Below are 19,798 nucleotides of genomic sequence, written 5' to 3'. Positions count from 1 at the left end.
ATCGTTGAAAAAATGTTGAGCATTTATTACAAGTATATGAAACAGACAGGCACAGTTGCTCAACATTTTCATAATATGCATTGAAAAGTGAGAAAAGGGGTGACTGTACGATGAGTACGGCAGGTTTATTTTCAATTTTTTTAATCGGAATTGCGTCTAATTTAGATAATGCAGGTGTTGGGATTGCATATGGCATTCGTAAAATTCGAATTTCGTGGCTTAACAATTTTATCATCGCATTTTTGGGATTTTTATTTACTTTACTAGCTGGCTTTTTTGGGAATTGGATCGCATTATTTATTTCGGAATTTATAGCAAATATTATTGGAGCAATTGTTTTAGGAATCATTGGGGTGTTTATTTTATGTCAGCCTTTCTTGAGTCAAAAAGACACCGCAGGATCTAAAGATGGTAGTGTACTTATGGGGATTTTACGTGATCCAGAAAAAGTAGATTTTGATGGTTCTAAAACAATTAGTTTTTCTGAAGCAATTGTTTTAGGAGTTGCATTATCCATAAATAATATTGCAGGTGGATTTGATGCTGGAGTAACAAATTTAAATCTTTGGCTTACGGCATGTATTTCTGGGGTTTTTAGTTTTATTTGTATTAGTGGTTTTACGTATGTTGGTAAAAGATTTTTAGCTGAATACTTAGGGAAATGGGCAACGGTTATTGCGGGCGTGTTATTGATTCTTATTGGGATAGACCAGTTGTTGTAAGGAGAATAGAAAACAAGATTCGAGTATTTCCTTGGAAATACAGCAAGGGGTTGCATATATCGACGTACTTTTTTCCATACTAATACGGATTTCTTTTAAAGAAAGGGGGGATCCGTATGGGACGCGGGAAAGCATTTGATCATAAGAAAAAAGGGCATGATCATCAACCACCTAAAGGTGCGTTCATTCATAAAGATGTAAATGAACATACTTTAGAAGAGGAAGAGCTACCAGTAAATATTGAAACGTATAAAAATAGTTTAAAAAAACATTAAAAGCACCTATATAGGTGCTTTTTAGCGTATATCTTCAATTAATTGTTCCGATTCTTCATGCATACTGTATTCACTTAACACTTGGATGCAAAGCCACTTTAATTCCTCAATAGTATGCTCAAGTTCTTCAGGAAGTACATGATGAATGTCTTCAAGTCCCATTCCGAAATGAATAAGTTCAAGTACTTGATCATCGATGTTCCGATCCATTAATAGTTCAAGTACTTCTAAATTGAATATGTATCGGTGAGCTTCGTCGAGTGAAACAACTTTTAGCTTCAAGCTTTCTACAATACTCAATATAAAAAGAAGAATTGTTTTTTCAAGAACTGGTTGTTTTTCCATTTGAAATATTAGTTTCATCTTTCACACCTCCACTTATAGCGCTAGGTTGTACTATATTATTCGGGAGGGGGGAGCAAATATGCATAATAAAGAAGAAACTTTCAGCACTGTTTTTGTATGGGTATTGATATCTGATGAAGTTGAATTTTTTATGAAATAAAAAAATCCTGCTAGTATAGCAGGATAACTCTCGATTAAAAAATGCTCCAACCTTCTTGAGCAGAAAGTAATTCAAGAATTTTAAAACCAGCGATACTATTTCCGTTTGCATCTAAAGCCGGTCCGAAAATACCGATTCCCATTTCGCCTTTTACGCAGCCGAAAATGCCGCCCGCTACACCACTTTTTGCAGGGATTCCAACACGAATTGCAAATTCACCAGATTCATTATACATCCCGCAAGTAACCATAAATGTTTTACAAATTTTTGTAATATGTTTAGGGATGATCTGTTTCTTTTTATATGGATCATATCCATCCATTGCAAAAATTAAGCCAATACGTGCTAAATCGATACAGTTTACTTCAACTGCACATTGACGAGTGTATAAGTCCATAAGTTCTTCAATATCACAATCGATAATTCCGTTTTGTTTCATATAGTAACAAAGTGAACGGTTTAAGTAAGCAGTCTCCAACTCTGAATTGGCAACTGTAGAAGAATAATTAATAGTAGGATTATCTGTTATTTCACGTACAAAATGAAGAATATGCTTCATTTTTTCTTCGTTATCTTTTCCTGTTAACATGCTTGTAATAGCTAGTGCTCCTGCATTAATCATTGGATTAAGAGGTTTGGAAGGACTTGTCGTTTCTAACTTAATAATAGAATTGAAAGGGTCACCAGTTGGCTCCATTCCAACTTTAGAAAATACATATTCTTCACCACGATCTAAAAGAGCAAGAGCAAGTGTGATTACTTTAGAAATACTTTGAAGAGTAAATAGTGTTTGTGAGTTACCAGCATGGACATATTCTTTCTCTTTATGGAAAATGGCAATACCTAAATCATCTGGATTTGCATTGCCTAGTTCGGGGATATAAGTAGCAAGCTTTCCTTTTTTCGTATATGGTGTTACTTGTTCTAACAACTGTTGTAAGTTGTTTGTTTTAATGCACTGCATAGTACCAACGCTCCTATTTCGAATTAACTAAGTTTACTTTTCCCGATATGCTCGGAAATAAATAATAACATGAAAAAGTGGAATGATAAAACGAAAGTTATCTGTGCTATAATTAGTTTTTTTGCCTGTATATTTTGTATTCAATAAGGAGAATGTTCCTTTTATATAACAGTTTGGAAATAGAAGACTTATCCATAAAAAGTTCAGAAATAAAAACTACACATCTATACAACTATATGTTATTATGGTTATGTAATAGAAAGCGTTTTCTAAAGCGTACTTATAATGATAACGATTTCATAAATTTGATAGGGGGAATTAAAATGTTGCAGTTTTTACAACGTATTGGTAAAGCGTTAATGCTTCCAATCGCAGTACTACCAGCAGCAGGATTATTGCTTCGTTTAGGGCAACCAGATGTATTTGATATTCCTGTTATGGCACAGGCCGGCGCAGCGGTTTTTGATAATTTAGCACTTATTTTTGCAATTGGTATTGCAATAGGTCTTTCAGTTGATGGTAGTGGTGCAGCAGGTCTTGCAGGTGCAATTGGTTATCTTGTTATGAAAAACAGTATTGATGCACTTAGTAAGGGATATTCTGCTGCAGAATTACAAGATAAATTAGGTAAAGTTCAAGATTTAATAGGTAATAGCGCAAATGTAGATCCATCTAAGCTTGCAGATACAATGACACAAGTATCTAAGGCAGCCGAATTATCGACTAAAGTGGATATGAAAGTTTTAGGTGGTATTATTGTCGGTGTTATAGCAGGATTCCTTTATAATAAATTCCATAAAATTAAACTTCCAGAATGGTTAGGTTTCTTTGCTGGAAAACGTTTCGTTCCAATTGTTACATCGGTTGTGATGCTAATATTAGGAATTTTATTCGCACAAATTTGGCCAGCAATTCAAAATGGCATCGATGCATTAGCTCATGGAATTGTTAATTTAGGTGCAATTGGTTCAGGTCTATTCGGTCTATTAAACCGTCTATTAATCCCAATTGGTTTACACCACGTAATGAACACATACTTCTGGTTCGTATTTGGTGACTTTACAAATGCAGCAGGTAATGTTGTAAATGGTGATATCGCTCGTTTCCTTGCAGGGGACAAAACAGCAGGTATGTTTATGACTGGTTTCTTCCCAGTTATGATGTTCGGTTTACCAGCAGCATGTTTCGCAATGATTGCAGCTGCTAAACCAGAAAAACGTAAAATGGTTACAGGTATGTTAGGTGGCCTAGCATTAACTTCATTCTTAACTGGTATTACAGAACCTATTGAATTCTCATTCATGTTCTTATCACCATTATTATATGGTATTCATGCCGTGTTAACAGGTATATCTTTATTCGTAACAACATCACTTGGCATTCACGATGGTTTCACATTTAGTGCCGGTGCAATTGATTACTTCTTAAACTTTGGTATTGCAACAAAACCAGTGTTACTAGCAGGAATCGGTTTAATTTACGCAGCAATTTACTTTGTAGTATTCTACTTCTTAATTAAGAAGTTCGACTTGAAAACTCCTGGTCGTGAAGATGAAGATGAAGATGAGTTAGCTGAAGAGGGTGATGCACCAGTTGCAGGTTCAATTGGTGAAACTTACGTAGCAGCTTTAGGCGGAAAAGAAAACTTAACAGTTATTGATAACTGTGCAACGCGTTTACGCTTACAAGTGAAAGATGCAGGTTTAGTAAATGAACCAGCATTAAAACGCGCAGGTGCAAAAGGCGTTATGAAATTAAGTAACACAAGTGTACAAGTTATCGTAGGTACAAATGTTGAATCTGTTGCCGATGATATGAAAAAACACGTGTAAATAGTTAGATAAGAGGATATCCAAAAAGATTGATAACAACAGTCTTTTACAGGATATCTTCTTTTTTTGTTAATTTTTTAAAGGGAATCTTACTTTTATAAATTTTCTTTTTCTTTTTTGAACATATAGGTTGGTAATATGTTCGGTGCGTGATACAGTAGTGATGACATAAAATGGAGTGTCCATAATCTGCGGAAATGATTTGAAATAAGTCTTGTGTAGATGAATTAAATTATCGGTAAATAAGGGGAAAAAGGTAATCATGGATCAGGAAAAAAATACTGTTAATGGGAAAGCAAATCGGTCGATTGTATACATAAAAAGAACAATCATTCTAGCCCTACTACTGTCACTTGTATATTTCATGTATACAAAAATTGTTGCGCATAATAAAAAAGAGGAAACTTTAAAAGCAGCAGCAGAAATGAAGAAGCAAGAAGAGTTGAAAAAGAAAGAAGAAGAAAAAAAGAAGCAAGAAGCACAAAAACAAAAAGAGCAGGAAGAACAAGTGAAACAAGCGCAAGCTATAGAGCAGCCTGCTGAAGGACCGCCTCAAGAAATTAATGAAAACGCTCAATTGGATCAATATTTACAAAACGCAGGATTTAGTGGAACAGCTGTTATTGTGAAGAACGGAAAAGTTCTTTTGAATAAAGGATACGGTATGGCGAACAAAGAGAAGCAAGTACCGAATAATTCAGAAACGACCTTTTATATTGGCTCTATTTCAAAGGCATTTGTAGCGACTGCTATTATGCAATTAAAAGATCAAAATAAATTACAAGTAGAGGATACGGTTGCAAAGTATATTCCAGATTTTCCTCAAGGTAATAGCATTCAGCTAAAACATTTATTAACACATACATCAGGGATTCCTGAATATGAGCAGGGAAAAGATGATATTTCTCATGAGGAATTGATAAAGCGAATAGGAAACCAAAAGCGTATTGGGGCTCCAGGAGAGAAATGGAAGTATTCAGATTCGAATTACTCCATACTTGCCTACATTGTTGAAAAAGTAAGTGGACAACCATTAGAAGAATATATTAAACAGCATATCTTTGCTACTGCTGGTATGAAGCATTCTGGTTTTGGTAAAGCGTTAGAACAAACAAGATTCCCATCAACTGGTTATAAAATAGTAAATAATAATATGACAACACCTAATATTCCGAGCATGTCACAGCTATATGGCTGCGGTGATATATATACAAGCGCACATGATTTATATTTATTTAATGAAGCGCTATTCTCTGGAAAATTAATTTCAAAAGAGAGTTATAATCAAATGTTTACAGCTGTGAAAAAGGATTATGGATTTGGATGGTATGTAGATCCGGGAAGTTATTCGAATCACGGTGTAATGCCAGGGTGGAATTGTTTAAATGGATTTAGTAAAAATGGAAGTGTGTATGTTGTTTTACTATCTAACATTCAAAACAACATTAAATCATTTGGTAAAGTGAATAACGACATTTATACGATGCTAAGAAATATAGAAGTGTAAAAGACTGTCCTTTTGGACAGTTTTTTTTCGTGTGGAGGAAATATATGTGCGGTGTGATAATGAAATAAATGGAAAAGGGGGATTGCCACGAGCAGTGTATTACAGTGTAGCTGCAATTATTACAATCAAAAATTAAAGGATAAAATAAAAAGTAGATGGGAAACCATCTGCTTTTTATTATTTATATAATACAAAAATAATTAACATGTTCTAGAAAATGTATGCCTTACCTATCACAAAAAAAGTAGGCATTGTATAGATTAAGATGTATGGATGTAAATTTATATACTTTAATATTAATAGGAGGAGAAGAAGCATATGTGTCTGTTCAGAAAATATTGGCATAAATTATCCCGACTGTTTAATAGACAATTAGGTTATTTTTTAGATGACAAGTTACTGCCTGCTGTGGAACGGATTTTATTTTCACAAAACTTCGCGAAATTTATTCAAAGAAATTCTAAGAAAGCTACGGAAGAGTTTATTGAATCAAGTCAATTTCAATCGATTATTTGTAACATTTTAAAAGAATGCAATACATCACCTTTTAAAGAGATTGCAAAGCAGTATTTAGGTAAAAATGTAGAAATTACTGTGACAGTTGGACAGTTAACAGGTGTTATTGTAGCAGTTGGTGATGATTTCTTAACACTGCAAGAAGGAGTAGGGACAGAAATTTTATTACCATTCACAAGTATTATATCAATTAAAGAAGTGTAAGAAAGGAGACTTATATATGTTATTTACTGATGAATTGCGTAAGCATGTTGGTGAGCTAGTACAAGTGGTGACAGCTGTTGAAATTGTTACTGGCGTTCTATTATCTGTGACGGAAGGCGGAGTAAGTGTTCGTACATCTCCTTCTTATGGACCACCTGAAGATGTAATTGTGCGTATCCCTATTATTGCTTATGTTCGTTTGGAAGGTTAAGGGGGATAAAAGTATGAAAGTATCAGTCGTTATCCCAACGTACAATGAAGCGAGTACTTTATCACAAGTTTTAGTAGAAGTAGAGAAGTTGAAACCATATGAAATTATTGTAGTAGATAATGGATCGACAGATGGAACGAGGGAAATCGCATTAGAGCATAATTGTCATGTGATTTATTATAGAAATCCCCTCGGCAATGATGTGGGACGGGCAGTTGGAGCTAAAGAAGCAAAAGGTGAAATTATATTGTTTTTAGACGGTGATATTGTCATTGAGAGTAAAGAACTACAACGTTTCGTGAAAGGAATTAGGCAAGGTCATCAAATTGTTGTGAATAATTTAACATGGTCAGTTTATTTAAAGATGAGACCACATTATACGACGGTTGGAAAATATATGTTGAATCGCTATTTGAATAAAAAGGAGCTTGTTGTTGGTTCTTTAATCGCAATTCCACATGCGATGAGCCGGGAAGTTATCGAGAGACTTGGATGGTGGAATTTAGCAGATCCCGCATTATTTCAAGCGATGGCGATGTCTAGAGGAGTAGATATTGTTGATATGGCTTCGGTCGATGTAATTTACACGAATAAGGTTCGTCCTGTGCATACTGGTACATCACCTGGTTCTCCTTATCCGAAAGCGACTAGTCGTATTATGGGTGATCATTTGCGTGCTTTGCAATACGTAATCGAAACATATGGTAAACGCGGCGGTTTTTCGGAGGGGAACAGGGATAGAGAGTTTATAGGGAAGTATAGACCAGTTTTATTACAAGGAGAAAAGGCGAAATATAGTGCGATTATACCAGTATCAGAAGAAAGAATGACTATAAGATCTGTCATACAAGAAGTGAAAAAAGCAGGTGTAGATGAAATTATAGTTGTTGCGAATGGAGCAGATGGTGAGACAATTAAACAAGCAAAGCTAGAGAATGTTATTGTAGTTGAATTTGCGAAGGCACTTGGACATAATGTAGCACGAGCGATAGGGGCTATGCATGCTACGGCAGATATTTGTTTATTTGTTGATGGTGATTTTGCTATTCCGGCAAAAAAGCTAATTCCATTTTTGCATGCTATTGAAGACGGAAATGATGTGGCGTTAAATGATTTGCAATGTTTGTTAGATATGTTTCACCCGGCAGATCCAATTAGTATGGGGAAATATTTCGTGAATTTGGTAGCGAAACGACCAGATTTATGGAACAACTCATTAACGGCAGTGCCACATGCTATGCATAAAAAGGTAATAGAGAAAATTGGATATGATTCTCTTATCATTCCACCATTAGCTCAAATGAAAGCTATTTTAGAAGAATGCTCTATTACAGCAGTGGAATTTGTAGATGTTATAAAAACAAATCGAATACGTCCAGAGCAACATGGGTTTGTAAATGGACGTATTCCGGCATTTGACCGTATTTTTGGTGATCAGCTTGAGGCGATTGCGTATTTATTACAATATACGGACGAACGCGGAGGATTTACAGATGGAGAGCGGGATAGAGATATAATTCAACAATTGAGAAAGGAAGAAGAAAATACAGATGGACGCTAGTAGTAAAGTAACTATTATTGGATTAGGATATGTTGGCCTTCCTTTAGCGGTCCTTTTTGCAGAAAGAGGACATGCTGTACTTGGATTAGATAAAGATACTAGGAAGATAGAATCAATAATTAAAGGAGAAAGTTATATTCCTGATGTTTCTTCTAACGTATTACAAAATTTATTGAACGAGAGAAAATTAATAGTAAATACACCAGATAAAGGTGTTACGGAGTTCCAAAATAGTGAGTATGTTATTGTGACTGTGCCAACGCCAATTAATGAGAATAAAGAACCTGATTTAAGTGCCCTCGTTTCAGCCTCCCGTTATATACAACAACACCTTCAAAAAGGACAAACCTTCATTTTTGAAAGCTCCACATATCCAGGTACACTGGAGGAAGTTATCATTCCTATTATTTCTCAAACAGGTAAAAAGGTAGGAGAAGATTATTATATTGGGTATTCTCCAGAGCGAATTGATCCAGCGAATAGCCAGTATTCAGTCGAAACAATTCCAAAAGTTATTAGTGGACAAACCGAGCAGTGTAAACAAAAAGTACAGGATTTGTATAGCACTATATTTGATGTAATCGTTCCAGTTAGCTCTCCGAAAGTGGCCGAGATGTGTAAGCTATTTGAAAATATTCAGCGCTTAGTTAATATTTCATTAGTAAATGAGTTAAATATACTTTGTGAAAGTTTGAATATTAATTTTTATGAGGCACTTGAAGCTGCAGCTACAAAACCGTTTGGATTTACTCCATATTGGCCAGGTCCAGGAATAGGAGGACATTGTATTCCAGTAGACCCTTTATATTTTCAATGGAGAATAAAAAAGAGTGGAGCAATTAGTCAATTAATTGAGGCGGCACATGTAATTAATGAAGAAATGCCAGAGAAAATAATCGGGAAAGTAAAAGGTATGGTGCAATCACCCGCAACGGTGTTAATTGTAGGGGTTGCGTATAAGAAAGATGTAAATGATCTGAGAGAATCACCGGCGTTGCCAATTATTCAATTATTAATAAAAGAAGGGTACAAGATAGAATATCATGACCCTTATATTTCTTCAGCGAAAATTGGGGATACACTATATCAATCCATTCCATTAGATGAACAAAGAATTAAACAAGCAGATTGTATTTTAATTGTAACTGATCACTCTAGTATCGATTGGAAGCTCTTTAAAGGAATTGAGCGATTAATAGATACACGTGGAATTATAAAGAAGGTAGTGTATGAGTAAAAAATGTTTAATTACAGGTGGAGCAGGATTTATTGGATCGCATTTAGCTGAAGAGTTGGTGAAAAGAGGTTATGAAGTCACTATTGTTGATAACTTCTATAAAGGAAAAAATAAATATCATAATGAGTTAATGAAAGAGATTCCAGTTATTCCAATAAGCGTGTTAGATAAAAGTTCAATTTACGAATTAGTAAATCAACATGATGTGGTGTTTCATTTAGCTGCGATTTTGGGAGTCAAAACTACAATGGAAAAAAGTTTAGAGCTTATTGAAACAAATTTCGATGGAACGAGAAATATTTTACAAGCGGCATTAAAAGGTAAGAAAAAAGTAGTCTTTGCGTCTACTTCAGAAGTATATGGTAAGGGAGAGCCACCTTTCTCTGAAGAAGGGGATCGATTATACGGGGCAACTTCTAAAATACGCTGGAGTTATGCAGTTTGTAAAACGTTAGAAGAGACATTATGTTTAGGTTACGCATTAGAAGGTTTACCTGTAACGATTGTTCGCTATTTTAATATTTATGGCCCAAGAGCGAAAGATGGTCCATATGCAGGAGTCATCCCGCGATTTATTCGTGCGGCTTTGCAAGGTGACGATATTCTCGTGTACGGAGATGGAAAGCAGACACGTTGCTTTACGTATGTAAGTGATGCGGTCGAGGCAACAATTCGTGCAATGGATGAAAAGGTAAATGGTGAAATTATTAATATAGGTTCTGAGAATGAAAAAAATATAAGGGAAGTAGCGGAAGATATAAAAAAAATAACGAAGTCTTCTTCCAAAATTGTGCACGTTTCATTTGAGGAAGTATATCCACATGGATTTGAAGAAATTCCAAATCGAAAGCCGGATGTAACGAAATTAAGAGAACTTGTTCAGTTTCAAGCGAAAGTAACGTGGGAACAAGGATTGAAAGAAACTATTAAATGGTTTCGTGAAGAAAACAATGGCTAAGTCGTTATCAGTTATTATTCCCGTATGTAATGAAGTGGATACGATTTCAGACGTGGTTCAATCGGTAAAACCATTAAATCCAGTAGAGATTATTGTAGTAGCAAATGGTTGTAATGATGGTACAGAAGCGATTGCTGAGAGCTTAGGATGCACAGTAATCCAACATAAAGAGTCACTTGGTAACGACGTTGGACGCGCAGTTGGTGCAAAACATGCGATAGGTGATGTATTACTGTTTTTAGATGGTGATTTTGCTATTCAAACTTCAAAATTACAATTATTCCTTAATCCGATTTTGCATGATCAGGCGGACATCGCTTTAAATAATTTGGACGCATTATTTTTAAAGAAACAAAAACCACATTCTATTACAGTATGGCGCCAAATATTAAATGCAATGTTAGAGCGTGAAGAATTAAAAATTGATTCTTTATTATCTGTACCTCATGCGCTGACGAAGGAAGTCGTGCAAAGTATTGGATACGAATGTTTTGTTAATCCTATTGTGGCTCATCTACGTCTAGCACAAAGTAAATGGAGAATTAGTCGTCATTGTGCAATTGATGTGATTACTCCGAATAAATTTCGTCCACTCGAGCATGCTGCATACGGCACAAATCTTTCTCATTCCGAAAAACGAATGATAGGCGATCATATAGAAGCTGTAGCAGAGCGGATAGTAGGCAGCGATGGGCGCGGAGGATATTATGATGGAAATAGGAAAAGAGAGAGTGTCTATCATACTTTAAATTTTGAAGATTTTTATCAAGGATGGGGCGTTACATCTAAGTTGTATAAAGGAGAGCAATTATCGGTAATTATTCCTGTACAAGATGAAGAGAAAACAATTGGAAACGTTATAGAAGAGCTTCGCAAAATTGAACCTTTTGAAATCATCGTTGTTGTAAATGGTTCTTCCGATAAAACGGCAACAATTGCAAAAGACAAGGGAGCAACAACAATTGTGTATAAAGAAGCACTTGGAAACGATGTGGGGCGTTCACTTGGAACTTATTTTGCAAAAGGAGAAATTGTTTTATTTATAGACGGTGATTTTGTTATTCCAGCTAGTGAGCTATATCCCTTTGCAAAAGCTATTGCAGATGGAACGGATGTCGCATTAAATGATTTAAATCATTATTTAGATTTGAGAGTACCACTTCATCTTGTAACAGCATTTAAATATGCATTAAATTTAGCTTGTGATAGAAAAGATTTAGGAGTAGGCTCTCTTATTGCTGTACCTAATGCGTTTAGTCGTACTTGTTTGAAGGAAATAGGGTATAAATCATTATTGTCACCTTGTGTAGCACAAGTTAAAGCTGTACTTTCAGGTTTTGGAATCGCTTGTGTAAGTCGTATCGATGTTGATAAGATGAACCGTATTCGTCCCAGCGAACATTTCGCAAAAATAGGTCATCCTCCAGCTGTCCTTCGAATTATTGGTGATCATATAGAAGGATTAGAGCAATTAATTGCATTAACAAACAGTCGCGGTGGATTTTACGATGGAAATAGAAAAAGAGATGTTTTATCCCGCTTTAACGGGCAGTAAGACTCCCACCTCAAAATTCGGCGAATGCGAGGAAGTTAGGTGGGAGATAACTGTCCGTAAAAGCCCGATTGGTGAGGGCTGATAATCAGTGGGGGATGGACAAAATCCCCACTGATTAAAGTTTCACTTTATAGTGGTAACAAAAAAAGTGTACAACATATGTACACTTTTTTGCTCTGTTATAAAAACTATAACAGATTAGGAGATAAGAGTATTACAGATCTACAATGGGTATCGTTCTTATATTACAAAATAGGACTCGTATATAAGAATACCAAAAAAATACAATTAAAGGAAGGGTTAATTATAAAGACTTTTAAACGAGGTTAACACTACGAGTATAGTAGTTTGTTCAACATTTCACAAACATGTCACAACTATTTCGTCCACTTCCGAAAAAAAGTAGTATTCTAAGTGTGTAAGCTGTTATATAAAAAATCTTAGTCCTGTACTAATCAAAAATGGAGGAGATTAGGATGACTCAAGTATTAGAAAATGTAAAAAATGCGTGGGAAAACTTTAAGGGTGAAAAATGGAAAGCAGAAATTGATGTTCGCGATTTCATTTTAAATAATGTAAACGTTTACGAGGGAGAAGACTCTTTCTTAGCGGAAGCAACTGAAGAAACGAAAAAACTTTGGGATCAAGTAATGGATTTAACAACAAAGGAACGTGAAAACGGTGGCGTTCTTGATATGGATACAAAAATTGTTTCTTCTATTACATCACATGAACCAGGATATTTAAATAAAGATATTGAAAAAGTGGTCGGTTTCCAAACTGATAAACCATTTAAACGTTCTTTACAACCATATGGTGGTATTCGTATGGCGGAACAAGCTTGTGAAGCGTATGGATATGAAATGGATAAAGAACTTAGCAGTATTTTCAGAGACTGGCGTAAAACTCATAATCAAGGTGTATTTGATGCATACACACCAGAAATGAAAGCGGCTCGTAAATCAGGTGTTATTACTGGCCTTCCAGATGCATATGGACGTGGACGTATTATCGGTGACTATCGCCGCGTAGCGCTATATGGTATAGATCATTTAATTGCAGCGAAAAAAGCTGATTTTAATTTAACTGGCGGTGTAATGAGCGAAGATACAATGCGTTTACGCGAAGAATTATCTGAGCAAATGCGTGCACTTCAAGAGTTAAAACAGATGGCTGCTTCTCATGGATTCGATATTTCTAAGCCAGCTACAAATGCACAAGAGGCTTTCCAATGGTTATACTTTGCTTATCTTGCGGCAATTAAAGAGCAAAACGGGGCAGCAATGAGCCTTGGACGTACCTCTACATTCTTAGATGTTTACATTGAAAGAGATTTAGCAAATGGTACTTTAACAGAAGAAGAAGCACAAGAAATTGTTGACCATTTCATTATGAAATTACGTCTTGTGAAATTTGCAAGAACACCTGATTATAATGAACTATTCTCTGGAGATCCAACTTGGGTAACTGAATCTATTGGTGGTATGGCGCTAGACGGTCGTCCGTTAGTAACAAAAAACTCATTCCGTTTCTTGCATACATTAGATAATTTAGGACCAGCACCAGAACCAAACTTAACAGTTCTTTGGTCTAAACAATTACCAGAGAACTTTAAAAACTACTGTGCGAAAATGTCTATTAAAACATCAGCAATTCAATACGAAAATGATGACATTATGCGTCCTGACTACGGTGATGACTACGGTATTGCTTGTTGTGTATCAGCAATGAGAATCGGTAAACAAATGCAGTTCTTCGGAGCACGTGCAAACTTAGCAAAAGCATTACTATATGCGGTTAACGGTGGTAAAGATGAAAAGTCAAAAGCACAAGTTGGTCCTGAATACGCACCAATTACTTCTGAAGTATTAGATTATGAAGAAGTTATGCGTAAATTCGATATGACAATGGAATGGTTAGCTGGTCTATACTTAAATACATTAAATGTAATTCACTATATGCACGATAAATATAGCTATGAACGTATTGAAATGGCACTTCATGATACAAATGTTCTTCGTACAATGGCAACAGGTATCGCTGGATTATCTGTAGTAGCAGACTCTTTAAGTGCAATTAAATATGCACAAGTAAAACCAATTCGTGATGAAAATGGTATTGCAGTTGATTTCGAAATTGAGGGAGATTTCCCTAAATACGGTAACAATGATGATCGTGTAGATGAAATCGCAGTAAATCTTGTGAAAACATTTATGAACAAGCTTCGCAAACATAAAACATACCGTAATTCTGTTCATACAATGTCAATCTTAACAATCACATCTAACGTTGTATACGGCAAGAAAACTGGTAACACTCCAGATGGACGTCGTACTGGAGAACCATTTGCACCGGGCGCAAACCCAATGCATGGCCGTGATACAAAAGGTGCATTAGCGTCATTATTATCTGTAGCTAAATTACCATATGAAGATGCACAAGATGGTATTTCAAATACATTCTCTATTATTCCAAAAGCACTTGGTAAAGAAGATGATGTACAAGTACGCAACTTAGTATCTATGCTTGATGGATATGCAATAAAAGAAGGACACCACTTAAATATTAACGTATTTAACCGTGAAACATTAATGGATGCAATGGAGCACCCTGAAAAATATCCACAATTAACAATTCGTGTATCTGGTTACGCTGTTAACTTTATTAAATTAACTCGTGAACAACAAATTGATGTAATTAACCGTACAATGCATGAAAGCATGTAAGTGAAAAAAGTGTCCCTCCGCTTTTAATATATAGCGGAGGGAGGCTGTTTCAATAAAGGAGGAAGTAACATGGTAAAAGGAAGAATACATTCTGTAGAGTCTTGTGGTACTGTTGATGGCCCAGGGATTCGTTATGTCATATTTACACAAGGGTGTTTATTACGTTGTCAATATTGTCATAATGCTGATACGTGGGAAATCGGTAAAGGTAAAGAGATAACAGTTGAAGAAGTGATGCAGGATGTGACATGTTACCTTCCATTTATTGAAGCTTCTGGAGGCGGTATAACAGTTAGCGGTGGAGAGCCACTATTACAGCTAGACTTCTTAATTGAGTTGTTTAAAAAGTGCAAAGAATCTGGTATCCATACAACAATCGATTCTTCTGGTGGTTGTTATTCTGAAGAACCAGAATTCCAAAATAAGCTAGATATTTTAATGGAGTATACAGATTTAGTTTTATTGGATTTGAAACATATTGATTCAAAGAAACATCGTAAATTAACAGGGAAACCAAATGAACACATTTTACAATTTGCTCGTTATTTATCGGATAGAAAGAAAACAATTTGGGTAAGACATGTATTGGTTCCCGGTGTTACCGATGGTGAAGAGGATCTGCAAAAATTATCAAACTTTATTCAAAGTCTATCTAATGTTAAGAAAGTGGAAGTGTTGCCATATCATAAACTCGGTGTTTATAAATGGGAGGCACTTGGACATAAGTATCCACTTGCAGATGTGAATCCACCGACAGAAGAAAATGTTGAGCATGCAAAACATATTTTAAAAGCAGTCTAATCCAACTATTGGATTAGACTTTTTGTTTCTTTATAATAAAATCTAGAGTATATATTTAGAAAAGAGTATACTGAAGAGAGAATATCCATATTTTTGTAAAGGATAGGCGGAGAAATTTACATAATTGTAAAGGGAAATCAAAATAGTAAAAAGAATTAAGAAGTAAAAGAGTGAGTATCATGAAATATAGAACATTTGTAAGTTATTGCGAAAGCTCTTATAGGAAAGTATAATGTAAAGATATGAGCACAGATAGGATTAAGGGGTCAATCTTATATGCTTTGCATATCCACGACAGGTACATAGCTAACAGGGGAATATTGGAATCCGAGTATGTAATGTTTAAGGAAAATGTTTTTCCTATTGTCGTATATGCAATAAGGAGAAACAAAAAGCTAGGAGTGGATTTGTTTGATAAAAAACCCCAAGGTTTTAATATTAACTGCACATTACGGTAACGGTCATGTGCAAGTAGCAAAAACATTAGAACAAACCTTTCGTCAAAAAGGAATCAAAGATGTAATTGTATGCGACTTGTTTGGAGAATCGCATCCAGTTATAACCGATATTACAAAATATTTATATTTAAAAAGCTATACGGTAGGAAAAGAATTATATCGTTTGTTTTATTATGGTGTAGAGAAAATTTATGATAAAAAAATAGCATCTTGGTATGCGAATTTTGGGAGAAAGCGTTTGAAGACGCTATTACAGGTGGAGAAACCGGATATTGTTATTAATACCTTCCCAATCATCGCTGTACCAGAATTGAAAAAGCAAATAGGTATTTCTATTCCTGTTTATAACGTATTAACGGATTTTTGCGTGCATAAAATATGGATCCATCGAGAAGTAGATCGTTATTTTGTAGCAACCGATCATGTGAAAAAAGTGATGGTTGATATCGGTGTACCTGCAGAGCAAATTGTTGAAACAGGGATTCCGATTCGTAGCAGTTTTGAGCTAAAGATAAATCCAGCAATTATATATAATAAATATCAGTTATGTAAGGATAAAAAGATATTACTAATTGTAGCAGGTGCTCATGGTGTGCTAGGGAGTGTAAAAGAGCTATGCCAGTCATTTATGTCAGTACCAAACTTACAAGTAGTTGTCGTTTGTGGGAAAAACGAAGCTTTAAAGCAGGATTTAATGGAACTACAGGAACAAAGTTCTGATGCTTTAAAAGTATTTGGTTATGTTGAAAACATTGATGAGTTGTTCCGTATTACTTCTTGTATGATTACGAAGCCAGGTGGTATTACATTAAGCGAAGCAGCAGCATTACAAGTACCTGTCATTTTATATAAACCTGTCCCAGGACAAGAAAATGAAAATGCGTTGTATTTTGAAAAAAAAGGGGCAGCAGTTGTAATTCGTGATGATAGTGAAGTTTTTGCAAAAACAGAGGCGTTATTACAAGATGATATGAAGCTTCTTCAGATGAAAGAAGCAATGAAAAGTATTTATCGTCCTGAGCCAGCTGGTCATATTGTGGATACAATTTTGGCAGAAAATCATGCAGAGCCGAATCATATACCTATTAAATCACCAGCTCTTGCCGAATCTTTTACTTAATATGAAACCCCTCTTTTAAGCATTTAAAGAGGGTTTTTGTATTGTTGTAAAAAAAGCAAACGTGAATTATTAACTTATCCACAAAGGATTGCGCTTCTATTAGACAGTAAAGTCGGAATATTAACAACTATATCCACATAATCCACAATTTTTAGAAAATTATCAACAATTCTCACGTTTAGAATTCATTTTAATAAATGAATTCGTAAAATACTTTTGGAATTTATGCACAATTCTACGATTTTTGTGGATAAAGTTGTCCACAAAAAAGGTTCCTTATAAATAAGGAACCTTTTTTTGTCAATAACTGGAAAATATTATGTAATGAAACTGAATAATTAGGGGGGAAACCTTCTAATTATTCAGTTTCACTTTAAATGCTTTTTGAGCGATAGCCCGCTGCACGATCTGCTTTTCGAAATTCTCGTTGATAGAGAACTTCTTGTGTACTAGATAATGTGTTTTTTGCTTTATCACGTTTCTTTTTATCCATTACAAATCACCTCGTGTCCTAAAGTCACTATCTATCGTTTCCAAAGACATGGGGTGATATACATATATGTCAAACTAGTAATGATTAATTATTATTTCTGAATTTTTAGATTACGCTTCTTTTAATTGGTGTGCTTCTTGGAACGTTGTATCTCGCATTGTTGCAAGTGTATATTGATCTTTTGGAATTTCATATAAATTATATACATCTTCATGCGCGTTAATTTCATCATAAACGGCTTTTCTTGTTTCATTTGCTAGATTTACATATTGTAGTTTTTCGGCAGCTTTAATAGACCGGATATTTATTTTACGAATACGCATAAAGATCGTTTCAATATCTAATTCGTAGAAAAGTTCGCTAAAAAATGAATCTTTCGCTAATTTATTATATCCTTTACCATGATAGGGTTTGCCAAGCCAGGTTCCGAGGAATCCGGCTTTTTCTTGCACATCAAATAAAGTAATTGTACCGATAGGGTTACCCCATTCATCTAAAATTGTGCGTGAGATTAATTCTCCACGCTCTTCGGCTTCAATTGTTTGTTTCGTTAAAAATAAATATTCTTCATAAGAATAAGCCTTTTGACGCACAAAAGGGAAGACAGCTGGATTCACCATTAACTCGTATAGAACGTGGCTGTCGTGTAAGTCGCGTTTTTTCAACACACTAACTCCTCCTCACACGAGGGTAGCATGACGAAAAAACACCCACCCTCGAAATTTTTATATCGATCTTTAAAAAATTTCGGGGTGGGAATCGAACCCACTAGAACCAGTTTATAACGCTGGTGGCGCACCATTTGCCTTCCCCATTCATCAATTTGAAAATGATAATCACGACACAAATTGATTATGGTTTCATTCAGTTTATAATCGTATAATACTTTATCTAGTCAAAAAAATAAACTAGTTTTTTTTATTTTTTTTGTAAATTATTTTTCCGTCAATCATGGTGAGTACAGGCTTGGCTAAATAATGGAAAGGATGGTGAGTCCATAGCACGAGATCAGCATCTTTTCCAACTTCAATGCTTCCAATTCTATCCTCTAAACGTAAATTACGAGCTGGAAAAATAGTTATTCCTTCCAAGGCTGTTTTTTCATCTAATCCTTCTCGAACAGCGATAGCGGCACAAACATTTAAATATTGAATTGGTGTATAAGGGTGATCTGTTGTAATAGAAACTTCTATGCCACTTTTCGATAATATATGATAAGTATCCCATGTTTTGTTTTTAAGCTCGATTTTCGAACGCCGTGTAAGAGTCGGACCAACTGAAATCTTTAAATTATGTTTCGAAAGTTCCTCAACAATAAAGTGTCCTTCTGTACAATGTTCAATACGTAAATCAAGATTGAATTCTGTCGCAAAGCGTAAAGCTGAAGTAATATCATCTGCGCGGTGAGCGTGGATACGTACCGGTATTTCTCGGCGGAGTGCTTTTAAAATAGGGAGCATTCGAAAATCAGCTTCATGCCCGTAGTGTTGTGCGTCATAGAATGATTCACGAAGTAACCCCATAATTCCCATACGTGTTATTGATTCTTTTGTGCCGTTGCTATGGACCTTTTTAGGGTTTTCTCCAAAGGCAATTTTTAAACCAGCAGGTTCCTGAATAATCATATGATCAATACAAGTTCCAGCAGTTTTTATTACACAAGTAGTACCGCCGATAATATTTTGGCTTCCGGGCATAACGTGAACAGTCGTAACCCCATTTTGTACAGCGTCTTGAAATGCAATATCAAAAGGATGGATCCCGTCTAAAGAACGGATATGTGGTGTTGAAACTTCAGATGTTTCATTTGCATCATTACCAGCCCAACCAGTGCCTTCGTCATAGAGACCAAGGTGCGTATGGACATCAATAAATCCAGGTAAGAGATGAAGGGCTCGTGCATCTATAACGGTCATATCTTGAGTAGGCTGAATAAAAGGTTTGACCTCGGTAATTCGTTCTCCTGTAACGAGTACATCGCCTTGAAACTTTTGGGATGTAATAGGATATACAATGGCTTGTTTGAGTAATATTTTCATAGGTACCTCATTTCTGTTACTTTATAATGTTAATGGAATTTAAGGGAAAGTAACTGAAAGGTTATTTGTGTAGTAATGCTCCGGATCCTAGAAAATGAAAGTTTTGGAGGGGAT

At 35.3% G+C, this 19,798-nt stretch carries 18 protein-coding genes; 13 read left to right on the top strand and 5 right to left on the bottom strand.

Annotated features, from left to right (window positions below; all coding sequences use genetic code 11):
* The first annotated feature begins 110 nt into the window (after positions 1 to 110).
* Both ytaF and MR071_RS17555 read left to right on the top strand, forming a co-directional pair.
* Positions 111 to 722 (top strand): sporulation membrane protein YtaF, encoded by a 612-nt coding sequence (ytaF, locus tag MR071_RS17560; protein ID WP_242237243.1) that lies wholly within the window; start codon positions 111 to 113, stop codon positions 720 to 722.
* Positions 723 to 838: 116 nt separating this feature from the next.
* On the top strand, positions 839 to 997 hold the full coding sequence (locus MR071_RS17555) for a hypothetical protein (RefSeq protein ID WP_000532411.1): 159 nt from the start codon (positions 839 to 841) through the stop codon (positions 995 to 997).
* A 21-nt stretch (positions 998 to 1,018) separates the two neighbouring features.
* Here MR071_RS17555 and MR071_RS17550 read toward each other — a convergent pair whose 3' ends face one another.
* Both MR071_RS17550 and glsA read right to left on the bottom strand, forming a co-directional pair.
* Complete coding sequence (locus MR071_RS17550; protein ID WP_000766602.1) at positions 1,019 to 1,360, bottom strand: DUF3969 family protein; 342 nt, start codon at positions 1,358 to 1,360, stop codon at positions 1,019 to 1,021.
* 176 nt (positions 1,361 to 1,536) lie between these two features.
* A complete protein-coding gene (glsA, locus tag MR071_RS17545; RefSeq protein ID WP_242237241.1) occupies positions 1,537 to 2,466 on the bottom strand; it encodes a glutaminase A in 930 nt (309 codons plus the stop codon).
* 323 nt (positions 2,467 to 2,789) lie between these two features.
* On the opposite strand from glsA, the gene nagE reads away from it, so the two are divergent.
* The 11 genes from nagE (at position 2,790) to MR071_RS17490 (ending at position 17,152) form a co-directional block, all read left to right on the top strand.
* Positions 2,790 to 4,298, top strand: a complete 1,509-nt coding sequence (nagE, locus tag MR071_RS17540) for an N-acetylglucosamine-specific PTS transporter subunit IIBC (RefSeq protein WP_088031659.1) — start codon at positions 2,790 to 2,792, stop codon at positions 4,296 to 4,298.
* 262 nt (positions 4,299 to 4,560) lie between these two features.
* Positions 4,561 to 5,805 (top strand): serine hydrolase domain-containing protein, encoded by a 1,245-nt coding sequence (locus tag MR071_RS17535; RefSeq protein ID WP_242237238.1) that lies wholly within the window; start codon positions 4,561 to 4,563, stop codon positions 5,803 to 5,805.
* 318 nt (positions 5,806 to 6,123) lie between these two features.
* Positions 6,124 to 6,525, top strand: coding sequence for an LSm family protein (locus tag MR071_RS17530; protein WP_242237237.1), 402 nt, complete (start codon positions 6,124 to 6,126; stop codon positions 6,523 to 6,525).
* Positions 6,526 to 6,541: 16 nt separating this feature from the next.
* Positions 6,542 to 6,736, top strand: a complete 195-nt coding sequence (locus MR071_RS17525; RefSeq protein ID WP_242237234.1) for an LSm family protein — start codon at positions 6,542 to 6,544, stop codon at positions 6,734 to 6,736.
* Positions 6,737 to 6,749: 13 nt separating this feature from the next.
* Positions 6,750 to 8,297, top strand: coding sequence for a glycosyltransferase family 2 protein (locus tag MR071_RS17520; RefSeq protein WP_242237232.1), 1,548 nt, complete (start codon positions 6,750 to 6,752; stop codon positions 8,295 to 8,297).
* The gene (locus MR071_RS17515) at positions 8,287 to 9,534 is read left to right on the top strand and encodes a nucleotide sugar dehydrogenase (protein WP_242237228.1); all 1,248 of its coding nucleotides are present in this window, start codon (positions 8,287 to 8,289) and stop codon (positions 9,532 to 9,534) included. Before MR071_RS17520 ends, MR071_RS17515 begins: the two co-directional genes overlap by 11 nt.
* Positions 9,527 to 10,492 (top strand): NAD-dependent epimerase/dehydratase family protein, encoded by a 966-nt coding sequence (locus MR071_RS17510; RefSeq protein WP_242237225.1) that lies wholly within the window; start codon positions 9,527 to 9,529, stop codon positions 10,490 to 10,492. The genes MR071_RS17515 and MR071_RS17510 overlap by 8 nt, the downstream gene beginning before the upstream one ends.
* A complete protein-coding gene (locus MR071_RS17505; RefSeq protein WP_242237222.1) occupies positions 10,485 to 12,047 on the top strand; it encodes a glycosyltransferase family 2 protein in 1,563 nt (520 codons plus the stop codon). Before MR071_RS17510 ends, MR071_RS17505 begins: the two co-directional genes overlap by 8 nt.
* A gap of 476 nt (positions 12,048 to 12,523) precedes the next feature.
* Positions 12,524 to 14,773, top strand: coding sequence for a formate C-acetyltransferase (gene pflB, locus MR071_RS17500; RefSeq protein WP_105587374.1), 2,250 nt, complete (start codon positions 12,524 to 12,526; stop codon positions 14,771 to 14,773).
* A 69-nt stretch (positions 14,774 to 14,842) separates the two neighbouring features.
* On the top strand, positions 14,843 to 15,574 hold the full coding sequence (pflA, locus tag MR071_RS17495) for a pyruvate formate-lyase-activating protein (protein ID WP_242237220.1): 732 nt from the start codon (positions 14,843 to 14,845) through the stop codon (positions 15,572 to 15,574).
* A 411-nt stretch (positions 15,575 to 15,985) separates the two neighbouring features.
* Positions 15,986 to 17,152: a diglucosyl diacylglycerol synthase gene (locus MR071_RS17490; protein ID WP_242237217.1), complete on the top strand. Its 1,167-nt coding sequence runs from the start codon at positions 15,986 to 15,988 to the stop codon at positions 17,150 to 17,152.
* Between the two features lie 373 nt (positions 17,153 to 17,525).
* Here MR071_RS17490 and MR071_RS17485 read toward each other — a convergent pair whose 3' ends face one another.
* The 3 genes from MR071_RS17485 to MR071_RS17475 all read right to left on the bottom strand — a co-directional run bounded on the left by MR071_RS17485 (position 17,526) and on the right by MR071_RS17475 (position 19,684).
* Positions 17,526 to 17,645 (bottom strand): YfhE family protein, encoded by a 120-nt coding sequence (locus MR071_RS17485; RefSeq protein WP_000358484.1) that lies wholly within the window; start codon positions 17,643 to 17,645, stop codon positions 17,526 to 17,528.
* Between the two features lie 110 nt (positions 17,646 to 17,755).
* On the bottom strand, positions 17,756 to 18,313 hold the full coding sequence (locus MR071_RS17480) for a GNAT family N-acetyltransferase (RefSeq protein WP_242237214.1): 558 nt from the start codon (positions 18,311 to 18,313) through the stop codon (positions 17,756 to 17,758).
* Positions 18,314 to 18,553: 240 nt separating this feature from the next.
* Entirely contained in the window at positions 18,554 to 19,684 is a 1,131-nt protein-coding gene (locus tag MR071_RS17475) for an amidohydrolase (RefSeq protein ID WP_105587378.1), read from the bottom strand.
* Positions 19,685 to 19,798: the final 114 nt, after the last annotated feature.

This window comes from Bacillus cereus group sp. BfR-BA-01316 (genome assembly GCF_022664195.1).
Classification (GTDB): Bacteria; Bacillota; Bacilli; order Bacillales; family Bacillaceae_G; genus Bacillus_A.
The sequence above is the reverse complement of the archived record's forward strand: the minus strand, read 5'-3'. Positions and strand labels throughout refer to the sequence as shown.

Coding starts and splice junctions, on each gene's coding strand:
- MR071_RS17530 (WP_242237237.1), top strand. CDS start 6,124: ATGTGTCTGTTCAGAAAATATTGGCATAAATTATCCCGACTGTTTAAT.
- ytaF (WP_242237243.1), top strand. CDS start 111: ATGAGTACGGCAGGTTTATTTTCAATTTTTTTAATCGGAATTGCGTCT.
- MR071_RS17525 (WP_242237234.1), top strand. CDS start 6,542: ATGTTATTTACTGATGAATTGCGTAAGCATGTTGGTGAGCTAGTACAA.
- MR071_RS17485 (WP_000358484.1), bottom strand. CDS start 17,645: ATGGATAAAAAGAAACGTGATAAAGCAAAAAACACATTATCTAGTACA.
- MR071_RS17475 (WP_105587378.1), bottom strand. CDS start 19,684: ATGAAAATATTACTCAAACAAGCCATTGTATATCCTATTACATCCCAA.
- MR071_RS17505 (WP_242237222.1), top strand. CDS start 10,485: ATGGCTAAGTCGTTATCAGTTATTATTCCCGTATGTAATGAAGTGGAT.
- glsA (WP_242237241.1), bottom strand. CDS start 2,466: ATGCAGTGCATTAAAACAAACAACTTACAACAGTTGTTAGAACAAGTA.
- MR071_RS17515 (WP_242237228.1), top strand. CDS start 8,287: ATGGACGCTAGTAGTAAAGTAACTATTATTGGATTAGGATATGTTGGC.
- MR071_RS17555 (WP_000532411.1), top strand. CDS start 839: ATGGGACGCGGGAAAGCATTTGATCATAAGAAAAAAGGGCATGATCAT.
- nagE (WP_088031659.1), top strand. CDS start 2,790: ATGTTGCAGTTTTTACAACGTATTGGTAAAGCGTTAATGCTTCCAATC.
- MR071_RS17535 (WP_242237238.1), top strand. CDS start 4,561: ATGGATCAGGAAAAAAATACTGTTAATGGGAAAGCAAATCGGTCGATT.
- pflA (WP_242237220.1), top strand. CDS start 14,843: ATGGTAAAAGGAAGAATACATTCTGTAGAGTCTTGTGGTACTGTTGAT.
- MR071_RS17550 (WP_000766602.1), bottom strand. CDS start 1,360: ATGAAACTAATATTTCAAATGGAAAAACAACCAGTTCTTGAAAAAACA.
- MR071_RS17520 (WP_242237232.1), top strand. CDS start 6,750: ATGAAAGTATCAGTCGTTATCCCAACGTACAATGAAGCGAGTACTTTA.
- pflB (WP_105587374.1), top strand. CDS start 12,524: ATGACTCAAGTATTAGAAAATGTAAAAAATGCGTGGGAAAACTTTAAG.
- MR071_RS17510 (WP_242237225.1), top strand. CDS start 9,527: ATGAGTAAAAAATGTTTAATTACAGGTGGAGCAGGATTTATTGGATCG.